This window comes from Rhodococcus sp. KRD162 (assembly GCF_017168335.1).
Taxonomy (GTDB): domain Bacteria; phylum Actinomycetota; class Actinomycetes; order Mycobacteriales; family Mycobacteriaceae; genus Rhodococcoides.
In genome coordinates, this window is sequence record NZ_JABFAU010000014.1 from 39,156 (window position 1) to 55,138 (window position 15,983).

The 15,983-nt window shown below is 63.6% G+C and carries 14 protein-coding genes and 2 pseudogenes; 3 read left to right on the plus strand and 13 right to left on the minus strand.

Annotated elements, in window-relative coordinates; translation table 11 throughout:
- Positions 1 to 73: 73 nt before the first annotated feature.
- A pseudogene (locus J1M87_RS20480) lies at positions 74 to 577 on the plus strand (DinB family protein); the annotation flags it as partial.
- A gap of 9 nt (positions 578 to 586) precedes the next feature.
- On the opposite strand, the gene J1M87_RS20485 reads toward J1M87_RS20480, so the two are convergent.
- From J1M87_RS20485 to J1M87_RS20515, 7 genes are all read right to left on the minus strand, one after another.
- On the minus strand, positions 587 to 1,840 hold the full coding sequence (locus tag J1M87_RS20485) for an allantoate amidohydrolase (RefSeq protein WP_206491499.1): 1,254 nt from the start codon (positions 1,838 to 1,840) through the stop codon (positions 587 to 589).
- Between the two features lie 51 nt (positions 1,841 to 1,891).
- The gene (locus tag J1M87_RS20490; RefSeq protein WP_206491502.1) at positions 1,892 to 3,208 is read right to left on the minus strand and encodes an FMN-binding glutamate synthase family protein; all 1,317 of its coding nucleotides are present in this window, start codon (positions 3,206 to 3,208) and stop codon (positions 1,892 to 1,894) included.
- Between the two features lie 9 nt (positions 3,209 to 3,217).
- Entirely contained in the window at positions 3,218 to 3,928 is a 711-nt protein-coding gene (locus J1M87_RS20495; RefSeq protein ID WP_206491504.1) for a protein glxC, read from the minus strand.
- Complete coding sequence (locus J1M87_RS20500) at positions 3,913 to 4,812, minus strand: glutamine amidotransferase family protein (RefSeq protein ID WP_206491507.1); 900 nt, start codon at positions 4,810 to 4,812, stop codon at positions 3,913 to 3,915. The genes J1M87_RS20495 and J1M87_RS20500 overlap by 16 nt, the downstream gene beginning before the upstream one ends.
- A gap of 26 nt (positions 4,813 to 4,838) precedes the next feature.
- Positions 4,839 to 6,194, minus strand: coding sequence for a type III glutamate--ammonia ligase (gene glnT / locus J1M87_RS20505; protein ID WP_206491575.1), 1,356 nt, complete (start codon positions 6,192 to 6,194; stop codon positions 4,839 to 4,841).
- A gap of 35 nt (positions 6,195 to 6,229) precedes the next feature.
- Positions 6,230 to 7,420 carry an FAD-binding oxidoreductase gene (locus tag J1M87_RS20510; protein ID WP_206491509.1) on the minus strand — a complete coding sequence of 397 codons (1,191 nt, stop codon included), beginning with the start codon at positions 7,418 to 7,420 and terminating at the stop codon, positions 6,230 to 6,232.
- Positions 7,421 to 7,569: 149 nt separating this feature from the next.
- Positions 7,570 to 8,169, minus strand: coding sequence for a HutD family protein (locus J1M87_RS20515; RefSeq protein ID WP_206491511.1), 600 nt, complete (start codon positions 8,167 to 8,169; stop codon positions 7,570 to 7,572).
- Between the two features lie 152 nt (positions 8,170 to 8,321).
- Between J1M87_RS20515 and J1M87_RS20520 the strand changes: the two genes are divergently transcribed.
- The gene (locus tag J1M87_RS20520) at positions 8,322 to 9,677 is read left to right on the plus strand and encodes an ammonium transporter (RefSeq protein WP_206491513.1); all 1,356 of its coding nucleotides are present in this window, start codon (positions 8,322 to 8,324) and stop codon (positions 9,675 to 9,677) included.
- Positions 9,678 to 9,743: 66 nt separating this feature from the next.
- Here J1M87_RS20520 and J1M87_RS20525 read toward each other — a convergent pair whose 3' ends face one another.
- Positions 9,744 to 10,409 (minus strand): XRE family transcriptional regulator, encoded by a 666-nt coding sequence (locus J1M87_RS20525; RefSeq protein WP_206491516.1) that lies wholly within the window; start codon positions 10,407 to 10,409, stop codon positions 9,744 to 9,746.
- Between the two features lie 85 nt (positions 10,410 to 10,494).
- Here J1M87_RS20525 and J1M87_RS20530 point away from each other — a divergent pair, with 85 nt between their 5' ends.
- Positions 10,495 to 11,166, plus strand: a complete 672-nt coding sequence (locus J1M87_RS20530) for an SDR family oxidoreductase (protein WP_206491518.1) — start codon at positions 10,495 to 10,497, stop codon at positions 11,164 to 11,166.
- 544 nt (positions 11,167 to 11,710) lie between these two features.
- Here J1M87_RS20530 and J1M87_RS28785 read toward each other — a convergent pair.
- The 5 genes and pseudogenes from J1M87_RS28785 to J1M87_RS20555 all read right to left on the minus strand — a co-directional run bounded on the left by J1M87_RS28785 (position 11,711) and on the right by J1M87_RS20555 (position 15,981).
- Positions 11,711 to 12,637, minus strand: coding sequence for a hypothetical protein (locus tag J1M87_RS28785; RefSeq protein ID WP_241257281.1), 927 nt, complete (start codon positions 12,635 to 12,637; stop codon positions 11,711 to 11,713).
- A gap of 45 nt (positions 12,638 to 12,682) precedes the next feature.
- Positions 12,683 to 12,760, minus strand: a pseudogene (locus J1M87_RS29485) (hypothetical protein); the annotation flags it as partial.
- A gap of 874 nt (positions 12,761 to 13,634) precedes the next feature.
- Positions 13,635 to 14,159, minus strand: a complete 525-nt coding sequence (locus tag J1M87_RS20545; RefSeq protein WP_307830887.1) for a flavin reductase family protein — start codon at positions 14,157 to 14,159, stop codon at positions 13,635 to 13,637.
- Positions 14,160 to 14,168: 9 nt separating this feature from the next.
- The gene (locus J1M87_RS20550) at positions 14,169 to 14,519 is read right to left on the minus strand and encodes a cupin domain-containing protein (protein ID WP_206491520.1); all 351 of its coding nucleotides are present in this window, start codon (positions 14,517 to 14,519) and stop codon (positions 14,169 to 14,171) included.
- Between the two features lie 4 nt (positions 14,520 to 14,523).
- Positions 14,524 to 15,981: a 4-hydroxyphenylacetate 3-hydroxylase family protein gene (locus tag J1M87_RS20555; RefSeq protein ID WP_206491521.1), complete on the minus strand. Its 1,458-nt coding sequence runs from the start codon at positions 15,979 to 15,981 to the stop codon at positions 14,524 to 14,526.
- Positions 15,982 to 15,983 lie beyond the last annotated feature (2 nt).

A 15,983-nucleotide genomic window follows, 5' to 3' on the forward strand; every position in this document is an offset into this window, starting at 1 on the left:
CGTTTCGATTGCGGACCGAAACTGTCCGCATTGCTCGTTAGTGTCCTCTTCACCAGCCGACACAGGAGGAAAAATGGCCACCGAGAACGCAGACATCACCAAGATGCTCGACGAACAGCGCGCGAACTTCCTCATCACCGTCCGGGGAATCACCGACGAACAAGCCCGCACGCGCACCACCTCGAGCGAACTCACTCTCGGCGGGCTGCTGCATCACGTCATCAACAACGAGCGGCACTGGATGACGGTGATCGCGGAGCTCGACGAAACGGCCGAGTTCGACATGGCATCCGCGGGCGGGGAGTACGTCATGGCGGACGGCGAAACAGTGGCAGGGTTGATCGCCGAGTGGGAAGGGGTCGCGCGATCCACCTTGGCCGCGCTCGAGTCCTTGGACCTCGACCTGTCGGTCCCGGTCCCGACGGCGCCCTGGGCCCCCGAGCGCATCTGGCAAAGCGCACGATTCACGGTGCTGCACATACTGCGCGAGATCTCCCAGCACGCTGGACATGCCGACATCATTCGCGAGGAACTCGACGGTGCGAACACCACCCGAACCTGGGCCTCCGAGGCAGGGGATGAGCTTCTAGCCGTCGACGTTCCGGACGGCCGGCTCGGCCGAGACCCAGTCGGCCATGACATCGGCAAGTGCCCTGACCCCGATGATGCAGTCCTCGCGCTCGGCGAACTCGTCGGGCGAGTGGGAGACGCCGGTCGGATTCCGAACGAACAACATCGCCGTGGGAACCTTCGCGGAGAGAATTCCGGCGTCGTGCCCCGCGGCGGTGGGGAGCACAGGAATGTCGCCGAGGTGGCGCAGTGCCCTGCGCAGCCGCTCCCGCGGTTCCGCAGGAAACTCGACGATGGGAGTGATGGACTCGGCGAGTACTTCGAGTTCGATCCGGTCGTTCGAGCAGTGGGCGCGCGCCTCGGCTTCGATGGCCGCGATGAGCGTGCTCAGTGTGGCCTCGTCGGCAGCGCGTGCGTCGAGCCAGGCTTTGATTCGAGAGGGTATGGCATTGGCCCCGTTGGGAAGTACGTGAACCTTCCCGAAGGTCGCCACGCTCTCGTGCGCGCACGCGGCGGCGCGCGCGCTGTGGACCGAGGATGCGAATGCGAGCATCGGGTCGCGGCGATCCACCAGCCTCGTGGCCCCGGCGTGGTTGGCTTCACCATCGAAGGTGAACTCCCAGCGCCCGTGCGGCCAGATCGAGGACGCAACCGCGAGCGGCCTGTCCACCAGGTCCAGGGCTCGCCCCTGCTCCACGTGCAATTCCACATACACCCCGACGCGATCGGCCAGCGCCGGATCGGCACCGATGTGTGTCGGCGTGCGACCGGCCTTGGTCATCGCCTCGGCTAGAGTGATCCCGTCGCCGTCTCGCAATGCGAGAGCGCGTTCGGGAGCCAGCGCACCCGTCGTCAATTGACTACCCACGCAGGCGACGCCGAAGCGGGCACCTTCCTCGTCGGAGAAGGCAGTGACGGCAACCGGAATGGTCGGCTCCACGCCGCGATCACGCAGGATGTCCACCGCAGCGAAGGCGGACACGACACCGAGGGGGCCGTCGAACGCGCCACCGTCGGGCACCGAGTCCAGGTGCGATCCGGTGACGAACGCTCCGGTGGGTTCGCCCACCCATCCTGACGGAAGCCACCACGCCCACAGATTCCCGTTGCGATCCTCCTCCACGTCCATGCCACGGGCCGCTGCCTCGCCCGCGAACCATTCGCGCAGGGTCAGATCGGCGTCTCCCCAGGCGAATCGACGGTAGCCGCCTGTGGAATGGTGCTGTCCGACATCGAGAATCGACGTCCACAGGCTGTCGAAGGAGGTCATGGCGAGGTGTTGCCCTTTCGAAAGTGAAGCGATCGTGTGCCTCGGCCCCGGTCAGTAACGGCCGGGGATCCAGTTGGTTCCGGCGAGTGGAACGCGTGCCATCGCCGATGCTTCGACGGTGAGAGCCACGAGATCCTCGGGTTCGAGGTTGCGCAGATGCGACTTGCCGCAGGCACGGGCAAGTGTCTGCGCTTCCATCGTCAGCACCCGCAGGTAGTTCGCCAGTCGCCGTCCACCTGCAACGGGGTCGAGGTTCTTCGACAGCTCCGGATCCTGAGTGGTGATGCCTGCCGGGTCGCGTCCGGCTTGGAAGTCGTCGTAGAACCCGGCGGCCGATCCGAGTTCCTCGTACTGCTCGGCATAGCGAGGACTGTTGTCTCCCAGTGCAATCAGTGCGGCAGTACCGATGGCGACCGCATCGGCTCCGAGCGCCATGGCCTTGGCGACGTCCGCGCCGCTACGAATGCCGCCCGAGACGATGAGTTGCACCTTGCGGTGCACACCCATTTCTTGAAGGGCCTGCACTGCCTGCGGAATCGCGGCGAGCGTCGGGATTCCGACGTGCTCGATGAACACGTCCTGGGTGGCCGCGGTGCCGCCCTGCATACCGTCGACGACCACGACGTCCGCGCCTGCCTTCACTGCCAGTTTGACGTCGTAGTAGGTGCGGGTGGCCCCGACCTTGATGTAGATGGGCTTCTCCCAGTTGGTGATCTCGCGCAGTTCGATGATCTTGATCGCGAGATCGTCCGGCCCGGTCCAGTCCGGATGACGGCAGGCCGAGCGTTGATCTACCCCCATCGGCAGTGTTCGCATCCGGGCCACCCGCTCGGTGATCTTCTGCCCCAACAGCATGCCGCCACCGCCCGGCTTCGCGCCCTGGCCGAGCACGATCTCGATGGCGTCGGCCTTGCGGAGATCGTCCGGGTTCATGCCGTACCGGGACGGAAGATATTGGTAAACAAGGTTCTTCGACTGGCCGCGTTCCTCGGGTGTCATCCCGCCGTCGCCGGTGGTGGTGGAGGTTCCGACCTCGCTCGCGCCCCGCCCGAGAGCCTCCTTGGCCTGACCGGACAATGCGCCGAAGCTCATGCCCGCGATCGTGATCGGAATGTCCAGGTGGAGGGGAAATTTCGCGTGAGTGTCACCCAGGACGACGTCGGTTTCGCATTTCTCGCGGTAGCCCTCGAGCGGGTAGCGCGACATCGATGCGCCGAGGAAGAGCAGGTCGTCGAAGTGGGGGAGCTTGCGCTTGGCACCCCAACCGCGGATGTCGTAGATGCCGGTCTCGGCGGCGCGTTGGATTTCGGCGATGACTCCGCGGTCGAAGGTCGCCGACTCACGAAGGCGGGTGTTCGGTGTGGTCATGACGAGCTCCTAGTACGCGCTGGCGTTGTCGACGTGGAAGTTGTACAGCTGACGGGCCGAGCCGTAGCGGGTGAATTCGCTCGGATCGTGTTTCAGCCCTGCGGCATCGAGCAGTTCTGCGAGTTCTTTCAGGTGCTCCTCGCGCATGTCCTTCTTGACGCAGTCGGCCCCGAGGGACGCAACGCTGCCTCGTACGTAGATGCGTGCCTCGTAGATCGAATCACCCAGTGCCTCACCGGCGTCACCGCAGACGACCAGCCGTCCGGCCTGGCCCATGAAGGCACTCATGTGCCCGATGTTGCCGCCGACGACGATGTCGACGCCCTTCATCGAGATACCGCAGCGCGCAGCTGCGTTGCCGTCGATGACGAGGAGGCCGCCGTGCGCCGTCGCGCCGGCCGATTGCGAGGCATCGCCCTTGATGTGAACGCGCCCGGACATCATGTTCTCGGCGACGCCGACTCCGGCGTTGCCGTTGACGGTGACCGTGGCCTTCTGGTTCACCCCGGCGCAGTAGTAACCGACGTGCCCGTCGATCACGACGTCGATGGTCGAGTCGAGTCCGCAGGCCAGCGCATGCGCACCTTGCGGATCGGTCACTCGCACTCGCGCCGGAGCCTCGGGGGAGGTGAGCAACTCGTTGACTGCGCGGGTGCTCGAAGACTGCAGATCGACAGTGGTCTCGGCGGTGTCCTGTGTGGTGATCACTGACGGTGCCATACGTACACCTCTTCCGGTTCGGGCTCGAAGATTCGGGCTGTGTCGATACCTGGCAGGTGCGCCAGTGCTCGGTACTCGGAGGCCATGGCCACCCAGCGGTCCGTTTCGGCGATGATCGCCGGCTTGCACGAGATGGCATCGCGGACAACGGCGAACGAGTCGCTGTTGGAGACGAGCAGGGTGTAGAAGCCGTCGAACGTCTCGTTGAGCATCAACAGCGCCTTCTCGAGGTCGACACCTTCGGCGAGCTGCTTTGCGACGAATCGCGCACCCACTTCGGTGTCGTTCTCGCTGTCGAAGCTCACGCCCTCGCGTTCGAGTTCGTGCTTGATCGACATGTGGTTGGAGAACGATCCGTTGTGCACCAAGCACTGATCCGGCCCGACGGCGAACGGATGCGACCCCTCCGCAGTGACCGCCGATTCGGTGGCCATCCGGGTATGCGCGACGCCTTGCCAGCCGCTGGCCTGCGGTAGGCCGAATCGATGAGCGAGCTCGGTCGGGTTTCCCATGCCCTTGAGTACCGTCAGGTCGTCACCGAATCCGATGATTCGAGCAGCGGGTACTACCTCACGGACCGCGGCCGTGATCGCATCGGCAGAGGCGGGACCATGCAGGACGATGGTCGGATCCAGATCGATTCCGGTGACCGTGACCCCCAGCGCCGCACCGACCTTCTCGGCCAGTTCACCGGCAGGAACGATCGAATCGAGAAGCGAGACAGTCGCTTCACCCTCCGGTGACCAGTGCGGGTCGCCGTAGACGGCCATACCAGCGGAGTCGGGGCCTCGATCGCACATGGCGTCGAGCATGTCCGTCAACAGTGCACCGAGTTGGGGATAGAGCGTGGCGTCACGTAGATGAAGCCCGACTATTCCGCACATGCAAGTTCCTTTCGAACGTTCGGGTGTTAGAAGGCGGTGAGGTAGTGGTCGATTTCCCAGGCGCTGACGGTGTTGTGCCAGGCGAAGAATTCCTCGCGTTTGGTCTTGGCGAAGTACTCGGCGACGCCGGGGCCGACAGCATCGAGTGCGTCGATCAGTACCTGGTCCGCTTCGAGTGCATCCATGGCGTGCAGCAAGGTCATCGGCAACATTTCGCTGGGCGAGTCTCCGCTTCCCGGTGCGCCCGGGTGCAGGTTGCGGCGCACCCCGTCCAGGCCTGCTGCCACCGCTCCTGCCGCGGCCAGATACGGGTTGGCCGAGCCGTCGCCACCGCGGAGTTCGACTCGATTCTTGTCCGGGATGCGGAGGTAGTGGGTTCGGTCGTTTCCGCCGTAGGTTGCGAACCGGGGCGACCACGTCGCTCCGCTCGCGGTAGCCGTCGCACCGGTTCGCTTGTACGAGTTGACAGTCGGCGCGATCAGGCCCTGTAGCGCGCACGCATGCTCGAGAATTCCCGCGACGAACGAGTAGGCGGTGGCCGAGAGACCGAGACCGAGGGCGTCGTCTGCATCCGGAAACACCGGGCCCGCGTCGTTCCACAGCGACAGGTGCATGTGGAGCCCGCTCCCGGTACGCGTCGTGAACGGCTTCGGCATGAATGTTGCTTGCATGCCGCGTTTCTCGGCAATGACCGACAGAAGGTATCGCAATGTGACGACACGATCGGCGGTGGTCATGGCATCGGCGTAGTCGAAGTTCTGCTCGAACTGGCCGTTGCCGTCCTCGTGATCGTTGGCGTAGTTGCCCCAGCCGAGGGTGTTCATCGCGTCGGCGACCTCGGTGAGATGGTCGTACATACGGGTGACGTCTCGGGCGTCGTAGCAGGGGTTGCTGCTGGTGTCGCCGCGGTCTGCGGTGACGAGCTGCCCGTCGACCCGGTTGACCAGGAAGTACTCGATCTCCGCACCGACATTGACGGTCAGGCCGAGCTCCGCGGCCGTGCGCAGTTGCTTTTTCAGGATGACTCTCGGCGCGTACGGCCAGGGTTCCCCGTTCACGTGTGGATCGCAGTGCACGATCGCCAGACCGGGCTTGATGAAGGGAATGGGGGTGAACGAGTCGACATCGGGAATCGCGACGAGGTCGGAATCCTTGGGCTCCTGCCCCATGTTGCCTGCGGCGTAGCCGGCGAACCCGACGCCGTCCTCCTCCAACTGTGTGACGGCCTGGATCGGAACGAGTTTGGCGCAGGGCTTGCCGGACAGGGTCACGAACATCGCGAGGATGAACGTGGTGCCACTGGCTCGGGCGACCTCGGTCAGCGTCTGTGTGCGGTCGTGTGAATCGGTGACGGGGGCTGCTTCCGCGGCGTCTACGGCCATGGCGTGGTCCTTCGGGAGTCGGGTATCGGCGAGGGTCATCGCATTTCTCCTGCGCCCTCGTACGGATTGAGGCTGAAGAGGAGGTCTCCTTCGGCAAAGCGCGAGTAGCGGAAGTCGTCGGGGTCGACGCCCGGAAGCGTTGTTCGTCCATCGACGAGTAGATCGGCGACGAGCTTGCCCACGGCAGGCGAGATCTTGAATCCGTGGCCGGAGAATCCGGTTGCGAGAAACAGGCCGTCCACCGGGGAGGGCCCGATGATCGGGTTGTAGTCCGGGGTGACGTCGTACGCCCCGACGTAGGAACTGGTGATGCGTGGATCGGGCATGTCGGGCAGACGATGTCCGAGCTTGACGATGTTCTTCTCGATCGCCGCGTCGTCGGCGCGATTGACGTAGTTGTCGGGATCGATGTACTCGGGTGCCTGGTGGTCGGAGTTGCCGACGAGTAGCTCGCCGTTGGGCTCTCGGCAGATGTACTGCAGGCCGGCGAGATCGGACAGCACCGGAACCTCGGGGGTCGGTGCGCCCTGGTCGACCAGCACCAGTTGAGCGCGTTGCGCCGAGACGTCGAGTTGTACCCCGACGCCCTCGGCCAGTGCCGGGGCCCACGGCCCGGTCGCGAGGATCACGTGGTCGGCATGCACCTGCGAGCCGTCTTTCAGTGTGACCCCGTGGACCGCGCCTGCCGCGTTACGTAGCAGAGACATCACTGGGGTGCTCTGCCTGATCTTGACGCCCATCTTCCGGGCGGTCGCGGCGAATGCCATCCCGGCCATGTATGCCTCGCCGCGGCCGCCGAGCGGTTCGTGGGCGAACAGCGCGAAATCGTCGAGACGGAGCCCGGGCCACAGTTCGGCCATCTTGTCGTGGGCGATGAATTCCGTTGCAATGCCGAGCGACTGCATCATCGCGATGTTCGCCTCGAGCGGTTTGACGTTGTTCTCGCCGACGCCGACGACGTACCCACATTGACGAAAGGCCATGTCGTCGTCGAAGAGTTCTGTTGCGCGAGTGAAGATATCGACGCCGTACCAACTCATGGCAGCCAGCGACGGCGTTCCGTAGTGGCAGCGAACGACGCCGCTGGATTTTCCGGTCATTCCGGAGCACAGGGTGTCCCGCTCGAGGACGAGGACATCGGTTTCCCCGCGTTCGGCGAGTGAATAGGCGATGGCCAGCCCTTCCAATCCACCGCCGATGATCAAGAACTTGGCTGTGTCTGTCACGTGTCGTTTCCTTCGAGAGGCCCCGGTGCAATGCGCGGCCGTGGGTGGCCTCGATCACTGCGATGGTTTCCTATAGTGAATCGGTGTCTTCCTTTATGAAACTCTCGAAATATGTCGGTCAGGTTACACGGCCGTCAGCTCGAGGTGAACTACTCGGCGCCGATGGCTTCACCCGTGCCTTGCTTCACCCGTGCCACCAGAACGCGGGCGTCCCCGGACACCTCCGCAGGTGAGCCCTCGATGAGAAGGCAGCAGCCGGCGGTGGCGGTCGAGGATCCGGTCGACGCGGTGCCGGAGCAGACGAGAACGAGCGTCACCGCCTGGACCTCTGTCACCACCGGACCGCTCGAAAGCTCGTGCACGAACACGCTCGCCGACGCCCGCACCGCATCGACCATCACGTTGAGGGCCTTCGTTGCAGCATCGGGAGTGCACACCACATCGGCGGAACCCGAGAATGGAAGCGGCCGGAGCGGATTCACCCGGCTACTTCCTGCCGGAAAGGCGAGGAGGACGCCCGCCTCGCCGATGACGGTGAACACCCGGTTCGTGCCGGCAAAGGTCGAGAACCGAGTGGTGACATCATCGAGGGTGGCAATACTGAACCGCCACAGCACAATCCCGTTCACACGCGGTCCGGCCGCAAGCTCGACGGTGGTGCCCGCGCCGTTCTTCCACGGCTCGGGCACCAACTCGTCGGGTCGAACGAGATCGATCGAGTCGATCGCATCAGTCGAGTCGGTGGACATCGGCCTCTTTCCGTATTTACACACAGTTCACGCGCAGCCGAGCGTCGACCACCTCAGTATTGGTTTACTGTGCGTGAACCAAGACTACTCGCATGAATCGCGGTAGTCGGGTCCGCTCGACCACACTCCTTCCTGAGACAAGGTGAACTCCTATGAACGAAGCAGTCGCGGCAGCCGACACGGCATGGATGCTCGCAGCGTTCGCGGCAGTGGCGCTGATGGTGCCCGGGCTCGCGCTTTTCTATGGCGGCATGGTGAGCATCAAGAGCACTCTGAACATGGCGATGATGACGTTCGGAGCGTTCGCCGTCGTCGGAATACTCTGGATCCTGTTCGGCTACTCCGCCGTACTCGGCAATTCGATCGGCGGTGCCGGACTCCTGGGTGACCCAGCCGAGTTCTTCGGCTCGAGTTCCTTGCTGGATGCCCCCGCCGAACCCGGCCTGCCACCGGCGCTGGTGTCCGCCTTTCAGCTGTTGTTCGCGGGCATCACCGTCGCGCTGATCTCCGGGGCCGTGGCGGACCGGATGAAGTTCGGGTCATGGATGGTGTTCGCCGGGCTCTGGGCCACGTTGGTGTACTTCCCCGTTGCCCATTGGGTCTTCGCGTTCGACTCGGAGGACGGTTCGGTCACCGGCGGCTGGATCGCCAACAAGTTGGGTGCCATCGACTTCGCCGGCGGAACTGCAGTACACATCAACGCGGGCGTCGGAGCGCTGGCGCTCGTCCTGGTCCTGGGTCGTCGCAGGTCCTTCTCCAATCCACCTCGGCCGCACAGCCTTCCGCTGACGATACTCGGCTCTGGCATCCTGCTGTTCGGGTGGTTCGGCTTCAACGGCGGCTCCGCACTCGCGGCCGGTAACAGCGCGGCGGTGGTCGTGCTCAACACCGTCGCGGCGGCGTGCGCCGGAATCCTCGCCTGGCTCGCCGTCGAGAAACTTCGGCAGGGCCACGCCACCTCGCTCGGTGCGTCCTCCGGTCTGATCGCGGCTCTGGTCGCCATCACCCCTGCCTGCGGTGCCGTCTCACCTCTCGGGGCGCTGATCATCGGCGGGCTCGCCGGAGCAGTCTGCTGCGTGGCCGTGTCGATGAAATACCGCCTGGGTTACGACGACGCCCTCGACGTGGTCGGCGTCCACATGGTCGGGGGAATCCTCGGCACGGTGCTGGTCGGCTTCTTGGCAACCGAGGCCGCACCGAACGGCGTCGCCGGACTGTTCTACGGCGGCGGCCTCGATCTGGCGTGGCGTCAGACGGTGGCCGTGGTCGCGGTGCTCGGGTACACCTTCGTCGTCACGTGGATCATCGCCACCGTCATGTCGATGGTCACCGGCATCCGCCTCGATCCCGAGACCGAGCACGAGGGCGTCGATGTGGCAGTGCACGGCGAAAGCGCGTACGTGTTCGACACACCTGGACCGACAAGTCGGCCGGTCGCATCCACCGACGCTGTCACGACAGCCGAAGGTATCACCGAGTCGGCCACATCCGAACGCGCTACGACCTGATCCAACGTCGCGTTCGACTTTCCGGGCGGTACGGTGGCACACCGGGTGCGACCGCACCGCCCGGCGTCATTCGGTGTGCTGGTCCGGGTAGGCGGTGATCGCCAAGAAGCGGATCGGCAGCCGAACCAGGTCGTGTGGGCCGTGCAGGCCCTCGCCGTCGAGCAGAAGCGAATCACCGGGCCGCAGAGTGTATTCCGACTCGCCGTGTCCGTACACCATCACGCCCTCGAGCATGTACAGCATCTCGGTGCCGGCATGCTGGAACAACGGAAACACCTCACTGGCGTCGGTGAGCGTGACCAACACCGGTTCCAACCGCTTGTGTTGCCCCCGAAGCGAACCCAGCAACTCGTAGTGATGCCCGATGCGTGTGCCACGGCCGACGATCACCGCGCCGTGGCCCGCCTCGACGTACACCGCCTCCCGGGCCGAATCGGCACCACGGAACAACGACGTCACCGGCACATCGAGGCCGGCGGCCAACCGTGCCAACGTGTTCAAGCTGCACGAGGTCTGAGCATTCTCGATCTTGGACAGCATCGCCTTGGAGATACCGACCTTCGCCGCCATGTCGCCGACGGACAATCCCGTCGCCCGACGAAGGGCGCGCACCTGAGTCGCGATCACCCGTTCCAGGTCCGGGCCCGTCGCCGTACCCTCCGGTACCTCCCGCTGAACCGGTGCCGGGTCGCCGGTGTCCCGATGAGTCTTCGGCCGCGCATTGGACGTCACACGTCGATGTTAACCATCGTCCACTGCCAGTGGACGATGGAGTGGCCGGAACCGCGCATTCAGCCGCTCTGGCTACTCTGGCTATATGACTCGTACTGCGTTGGTGACCGGAGCAAGCCGCGGCCTCGGTGCCCATATCGCCAGGCTGCTCGCCCCCGATCACCACGTACTGCTCGGCGGCCGATCCACCGAATCTCTCGAGCCGATCGCGTCGGAACTGGACGGAGCTACCCCGTGGCCGGTGGAACTGACCGACTCCGACGCGGTTGCGGCGGCCGCGTCGAACATCGATTCTCTGGACGTGTTGGTGCACAACGCGGGAGTGGCGGCGCTCGGGACGATCGAGGAGTCGACGGCCGAGGACTGGCGTCGGCAATACGAGGTGAACGTCATCGCAGTCGTGGAGCTGACTCGGCTACTACTGCCCGCACTGCGAAAATCGAATGGGCATGTTGTGCTCATCAATTCAGGTGCCGGCATCCGGGCCAACCCGGGTTGGGGCGGGTATGCGGCAAGCAAGTTCGCGCTGCGCGCTTTCGGTGACGCACTACGACAAGAGGAGCCGACGTTGCGCGTGACGTCCGTGCATCCCGGCCGCATCGATACCGAGATGCAGCAGCAAATCGTCGCACACGAGGGTGGGGAGTACGACGGCTCGAAGTTCTTGCAGCCCAGCACCGTTGCGCGTGCCGTACGCAATGCCATCGATACTCCGGCAGATGCACATCCCACCGAGTTGGTGCTGCGAACCGGGTGAGTGAGAGTTGGTGTTAGGGTCGAATTTCTCTACACAACAGGATCTTTGGCGTGCATTTGGTGGTCCTTCCTCTCGATCAACCGGTGCGGGCTGTGGGCTGGGTAAATTGCATCTCCCGCAGAATCTCCACTGAAACGCCAGCTCAGCACAGTTTTGCTCTGCCGACATGTCAGTGGCCTTCGTTAGGCTGCTCCTATGGACTCTCGACCAGGTCGTGCACCGGCGGCAACCACGGGCGTGGGCATCCCTGCAGGTGTTGGGTCAGTGGCGGTCGAGCCGGATATTCCACCGGCTGTCGCGAAACGCATCGCGAGCGCCGTGCAATCCTCCCGGCCTGAGGGAACGCGCAAGACGTATGCAGCCGCGTGGAGACGCTTCATTAGCTGGTGCGAGGCGAATGGTCATGTGACGTTGCCGGCGCACCCGATCACTGTCGCTGCCTCCCTCGTCGACGCCGCCGACACCCGAACCGAATCAGGGGAGCGGGCCTACGCTGTCGCCACCTTCGGCACCTGGATCGCGGCGATCAACTGCGTGTGGGGGCTCAGGACAGGTTTGACCAATCGTCATCGACACAGGGGTACCCGCTTCTGGGGCGGTGGGCAATGAAGTTTCGAATGGGTTTGGTTGAGGTTCGCGCGTAGACGCCAAGCTCGGTAGTGCCGTAGAGGACACGAAAGTAGTTGTCTTCGACGACGACGGTCACGATGGTTCCGGCGTGGGTACGTCCGACCTCGAGCAACTGGCCGGTCACCATGACCCGGCCGTCTTTCGGGACGCGTCGCTGTACGGTCTGCGGTCCAGCCGGCGGCGGCGCAGGTAACGTTCCCGTAGCTTCTCGTGCGCCGGTCAGACCCGCTACCTGGCTGGCATTGAGCGGGTTCGGCAGTGTCGCGAGCAAGACGTTGTCGAGACTGGCATGGATCAGCCCTGAGTCGATTCGCAGCGTCACCCGTGTACCCGCTCGGTCGGCTCCGAGGTGAAGTCGTTGACCGGCGAGGATGACGGTTCCGTCTCTGCCTGCGGTTCGATCGACCTCGATCGGTCTCGGTTTGGTGGCCAGGTCTGCGGTGTCTACTGCCGCGGTTGCCGGCGATGGTCGGCCTCGGCGGGTGCCGCGCATGGCGGGGCGTTCGAGGTCGGTGTGGGTCAGGCGCGATCGCACTGTCTTGATCACGGTGTCGTCGAGGATGACATGAATGCTGATCAGGTCGATCCACAGGGTGGCGGTCTGTTCGGCGTGGTTGCTTCCGATCCACAATTGTTGCGCTCCAGCGACATTGGTCACGCCGCTCGGCGGTACCTGGGTATCGAATTCGATCGCACTGCTGCTTCTTTCACGGCCGACCGCTGTCAGGCTGGGGCCTGCAACGGTGAGAGTTGATGACGAATCAGACTGGCCGTTGACGGTCGTTCCGTCCTCATGCTCGTGGTGGATTCGCGCGCGGAACAGACTTGCGGGTGTCGCCATGTCCAGACTTTGGTGGGGCGTCAGCGTGTTGTACGCGTGTACCCATTCATCGAGGGCGGCTTGGGCAGCAGCGATGTCGGCGAATGCGCCTGCTTCATCGAGGAATTCGCGTCCGGTCAGTATTTATCATTCGGCTACTCCGAAAGCAGGAACCGTTCGACGCGCACGTGTGTCGCTAGGGACTGCCTCGCACGGCCTCTCGGGTGCCATTGCTTCGCGCCATCTCGAAGAACGGCAACCTCGGCAGAACGGCCCTGTCTGGGGCGGCGATTCACCAGAGCATTAGGCGCGCCGCGCCGAACACGCCGGTTACGACCCCACCGCACTCGCCAAACTATGCGGACGCTCCCTCCGTGCTGGGTTCGTCACCCAACTCACACGTAACGGTGCCGACTGATCCGCCATCGCCCGCCAGACCGGTCACGCCCGGTCCCGACTCCCCCGAGGGGTATCGACGCGAACGCGCCCCCTGCTCGGCAATTCAGTCAGCCAAAATTAGTCTATGAAGAATCTTGGCTCAGTTCGCTGTTCGACCGGGACTGGACTAGCAGCGGCTATCGACGTTTGGGGAGGGGGACGCCTCCCTCAAACACTTCCAAGTAGATCGAATACATGCGTCTTGCAGTGACACGGAACATCATCGTCACGTAGTTCGTAACCGCCACCACGCATCCCAACAGCACAACGTGTCACCACCGCTGTTCCTCGTTCGAAACGACCGCCAGAACTCCCAAAAGCAAGGCATCCGCCAGTGATGCCACAACGGACAACAAACGCCCACCAAAGGTCTCACGTATTTAGGAGGTGAGCCACTCGCTGGATGACAGGAAGCTTCGAAATCACGGATCCCGCCGGCCCATTCATGCGAATGCGCCGGCGGGATCTAGTTACTCCCGACTTCGGAGCAGGTCGGCCGACACAATTCGACGGCCGATTGGCCGCCCTTGCTGGGTATTCGGCGCACAGCACAACCGACCTTCGCGCAGGCAAGTCTTCATCAGAACAGCCAGGGGACTTCGTCATGGCCGAAGTCGCGAAAGTTGCCGAACCTGCCGGAATAGAAGACCAAACCAGTTCCTTCCCGGTATCGCAGGACTTGCACGCTGCCGTAGAAGACGCGATGATCCCCGATATCGTGGGCGCTGTGAACGCGGCACTCGAATTGAGCGAGTGCGTCTTTGATCATCGGCAGCCCGGTGGTCCCGTGATCGCATTCGAGTCCGTCGAAACGCGCACCCCCACGTGTTGCAAAGCGGCGAGCGATCGCCTCTTGCCGGGCGCCAAGGATGGACACCGCGAAGCGTCCGCTTGCCTCGACCGCATCGGTGGTTCGCGAACCGTGAGTGAGGGACACCATCAGTACCGGCGGTTCGAGACTGATCGATGTCATCGAGCTGATTGTCATGCCGCACGCGCTGTGCTCAGCGTCGTCCGCGGTAACCACGGAGACGCCTGCCGATAAGCGGCCCATACTTCGCCTCATCGACGTAGCGCTGGCGGTCTCGAACGTTGACAGTGCCATTACTGGTCCTTACTCGACGCTGCGATAGCGAGCTTCGAAGGTGACTACACCTTCGTCGGTTCTCCATGGTCCGTGAGGCATACCTGGAGGCCTGCAGGCATACTCGCCCGCTGTGAAGGTCTTGTTGAGGGTCAAATCCAAGAAGGAACCTTCCAATATGTAGACCTCTTCCCAGAAATCGTGGATCTGCACGCCCATCGCTGATGAGTCCGCACCAGGCTGATACCGAAGGATTCGTGTCGCGACCCCGCCCTCGGGATCCTTTGACAAAATCCGCTCGGTGATGAGTGGATTGTCACCAGGACACACGGTCCACTCGACGTCGGTGACCGGAAAGAACTCGAATTCGGGTTTCGCCATCTAGTTATTCGCTCTCTACTTTGTAACTGCTCGTGAACTGCTCCAGCCTGGCCAACGCGGTGTCATAGTCGTAATTCCTGTAGGTGTATACACCCTTGACCACGAAAGGTGCACCGGCATAGAACAACTCGTACTGCTGGTGCCGGCCACCGAACTCCGAACCAATGATGTCCCATGCCAACTTGAACAGCTTCACGCGCTCTTCGGCGGGTACTCCAGGGGACTGCACGTAGCGTTCGATGTCGGGTGCCGACAGCGGACTGGTCAGGTCCTTCACGCTCGACGGCAGCTGAAGAACTCCTCCGCCTACGAGGTCCCGCAAGATCGCGATGACCCTGGGATAAATCTCGGACTGCAATCCCATGGAGCCGTAGAGTGCCGAGCGACCCGGTAGCCAGAAGCCGGATTCGTCGGCCTCGGCGGTGTACTCGGCTGCGAGGACTGCGGACTGCACAGACGAGACAAGGGCGGCGAGTTCCCCGAGCTTTTCTTGCACGCTAGGGATCTTGTCGACGCCGTTGACTTGCGTCACCCGCCGTGCGACGCCGGCGATGAACTGCAGTTTCGTCGCGAATCGGATCTGGGCCTGCCAGTTGCCCAGAACGTGGGCACCGGTGTCGAAGAATTGGCGTCGGACACGTGTTGTGTCGCGATCAACGAACACTCGATCCCAGGGCACCAGTACGTCGTCGAAGACAAGTAAGGAGTCAGGCTCGTCGTATCGGCTGGTGAGCGGGTAGTCGAACGAACTGGTGGCTGCGGGAATGTACGGACGCCGGACGTACTGCTTGAGTCCGGGGGTGTTGGTGGGCACGATGAATCCAACGGCGAAATCGGAGTCGTCCGGTCCGAGCGGCTTGATGCAGGAGACAAAGATCTCGTCGGCCAGCGCGCCTCCGGTAGCGAGCATCTGCGAGCCATGGATCAGCAATCCTTCGGCGGTTTCTTCGACGACGCCGGTCTGCAGGTATTCGCCCTCCCAGCCGGAGGCGGTCGTCGCTCGCGACACCTGAGGCGGGATGATGGCGTAGGAAACGTACAGGTTTTCGCTGAGCAAACGCTTGTAGTGAGCCGTGACGTTAGCTCCGAAGTCGCGTCCGCCTTCGACGGCGAACACTTCCGGATGCGCGGCGAACGCCGCCATAAAAGTGCCGACGTGGTCTGGGCTACGCCCGATCCAGCCGTGGGTGTGCTGTGCCCATGTCTCGATTGCCTTCCGGCGAGCAACGAGTTCGTCGTGCGAGCGTGGAATGCCGAATACTTTGTTGGCCGGCTCGCCGGTTTCAGGAGCGATGTACTGCATCCCTGTCGATTCATCGGCGGCCAGGTCGAACAGCTCAGCGATCGTACGAGCCACCGGAGCAAACGCGGGATGCTCGAGGACGTTGTCGACTTTCTCGCCGTCGACAATGATGGTTCGCCCGTCGTCCAGCGAAGCGAGATATTCAGCGCCAGTACGCATGA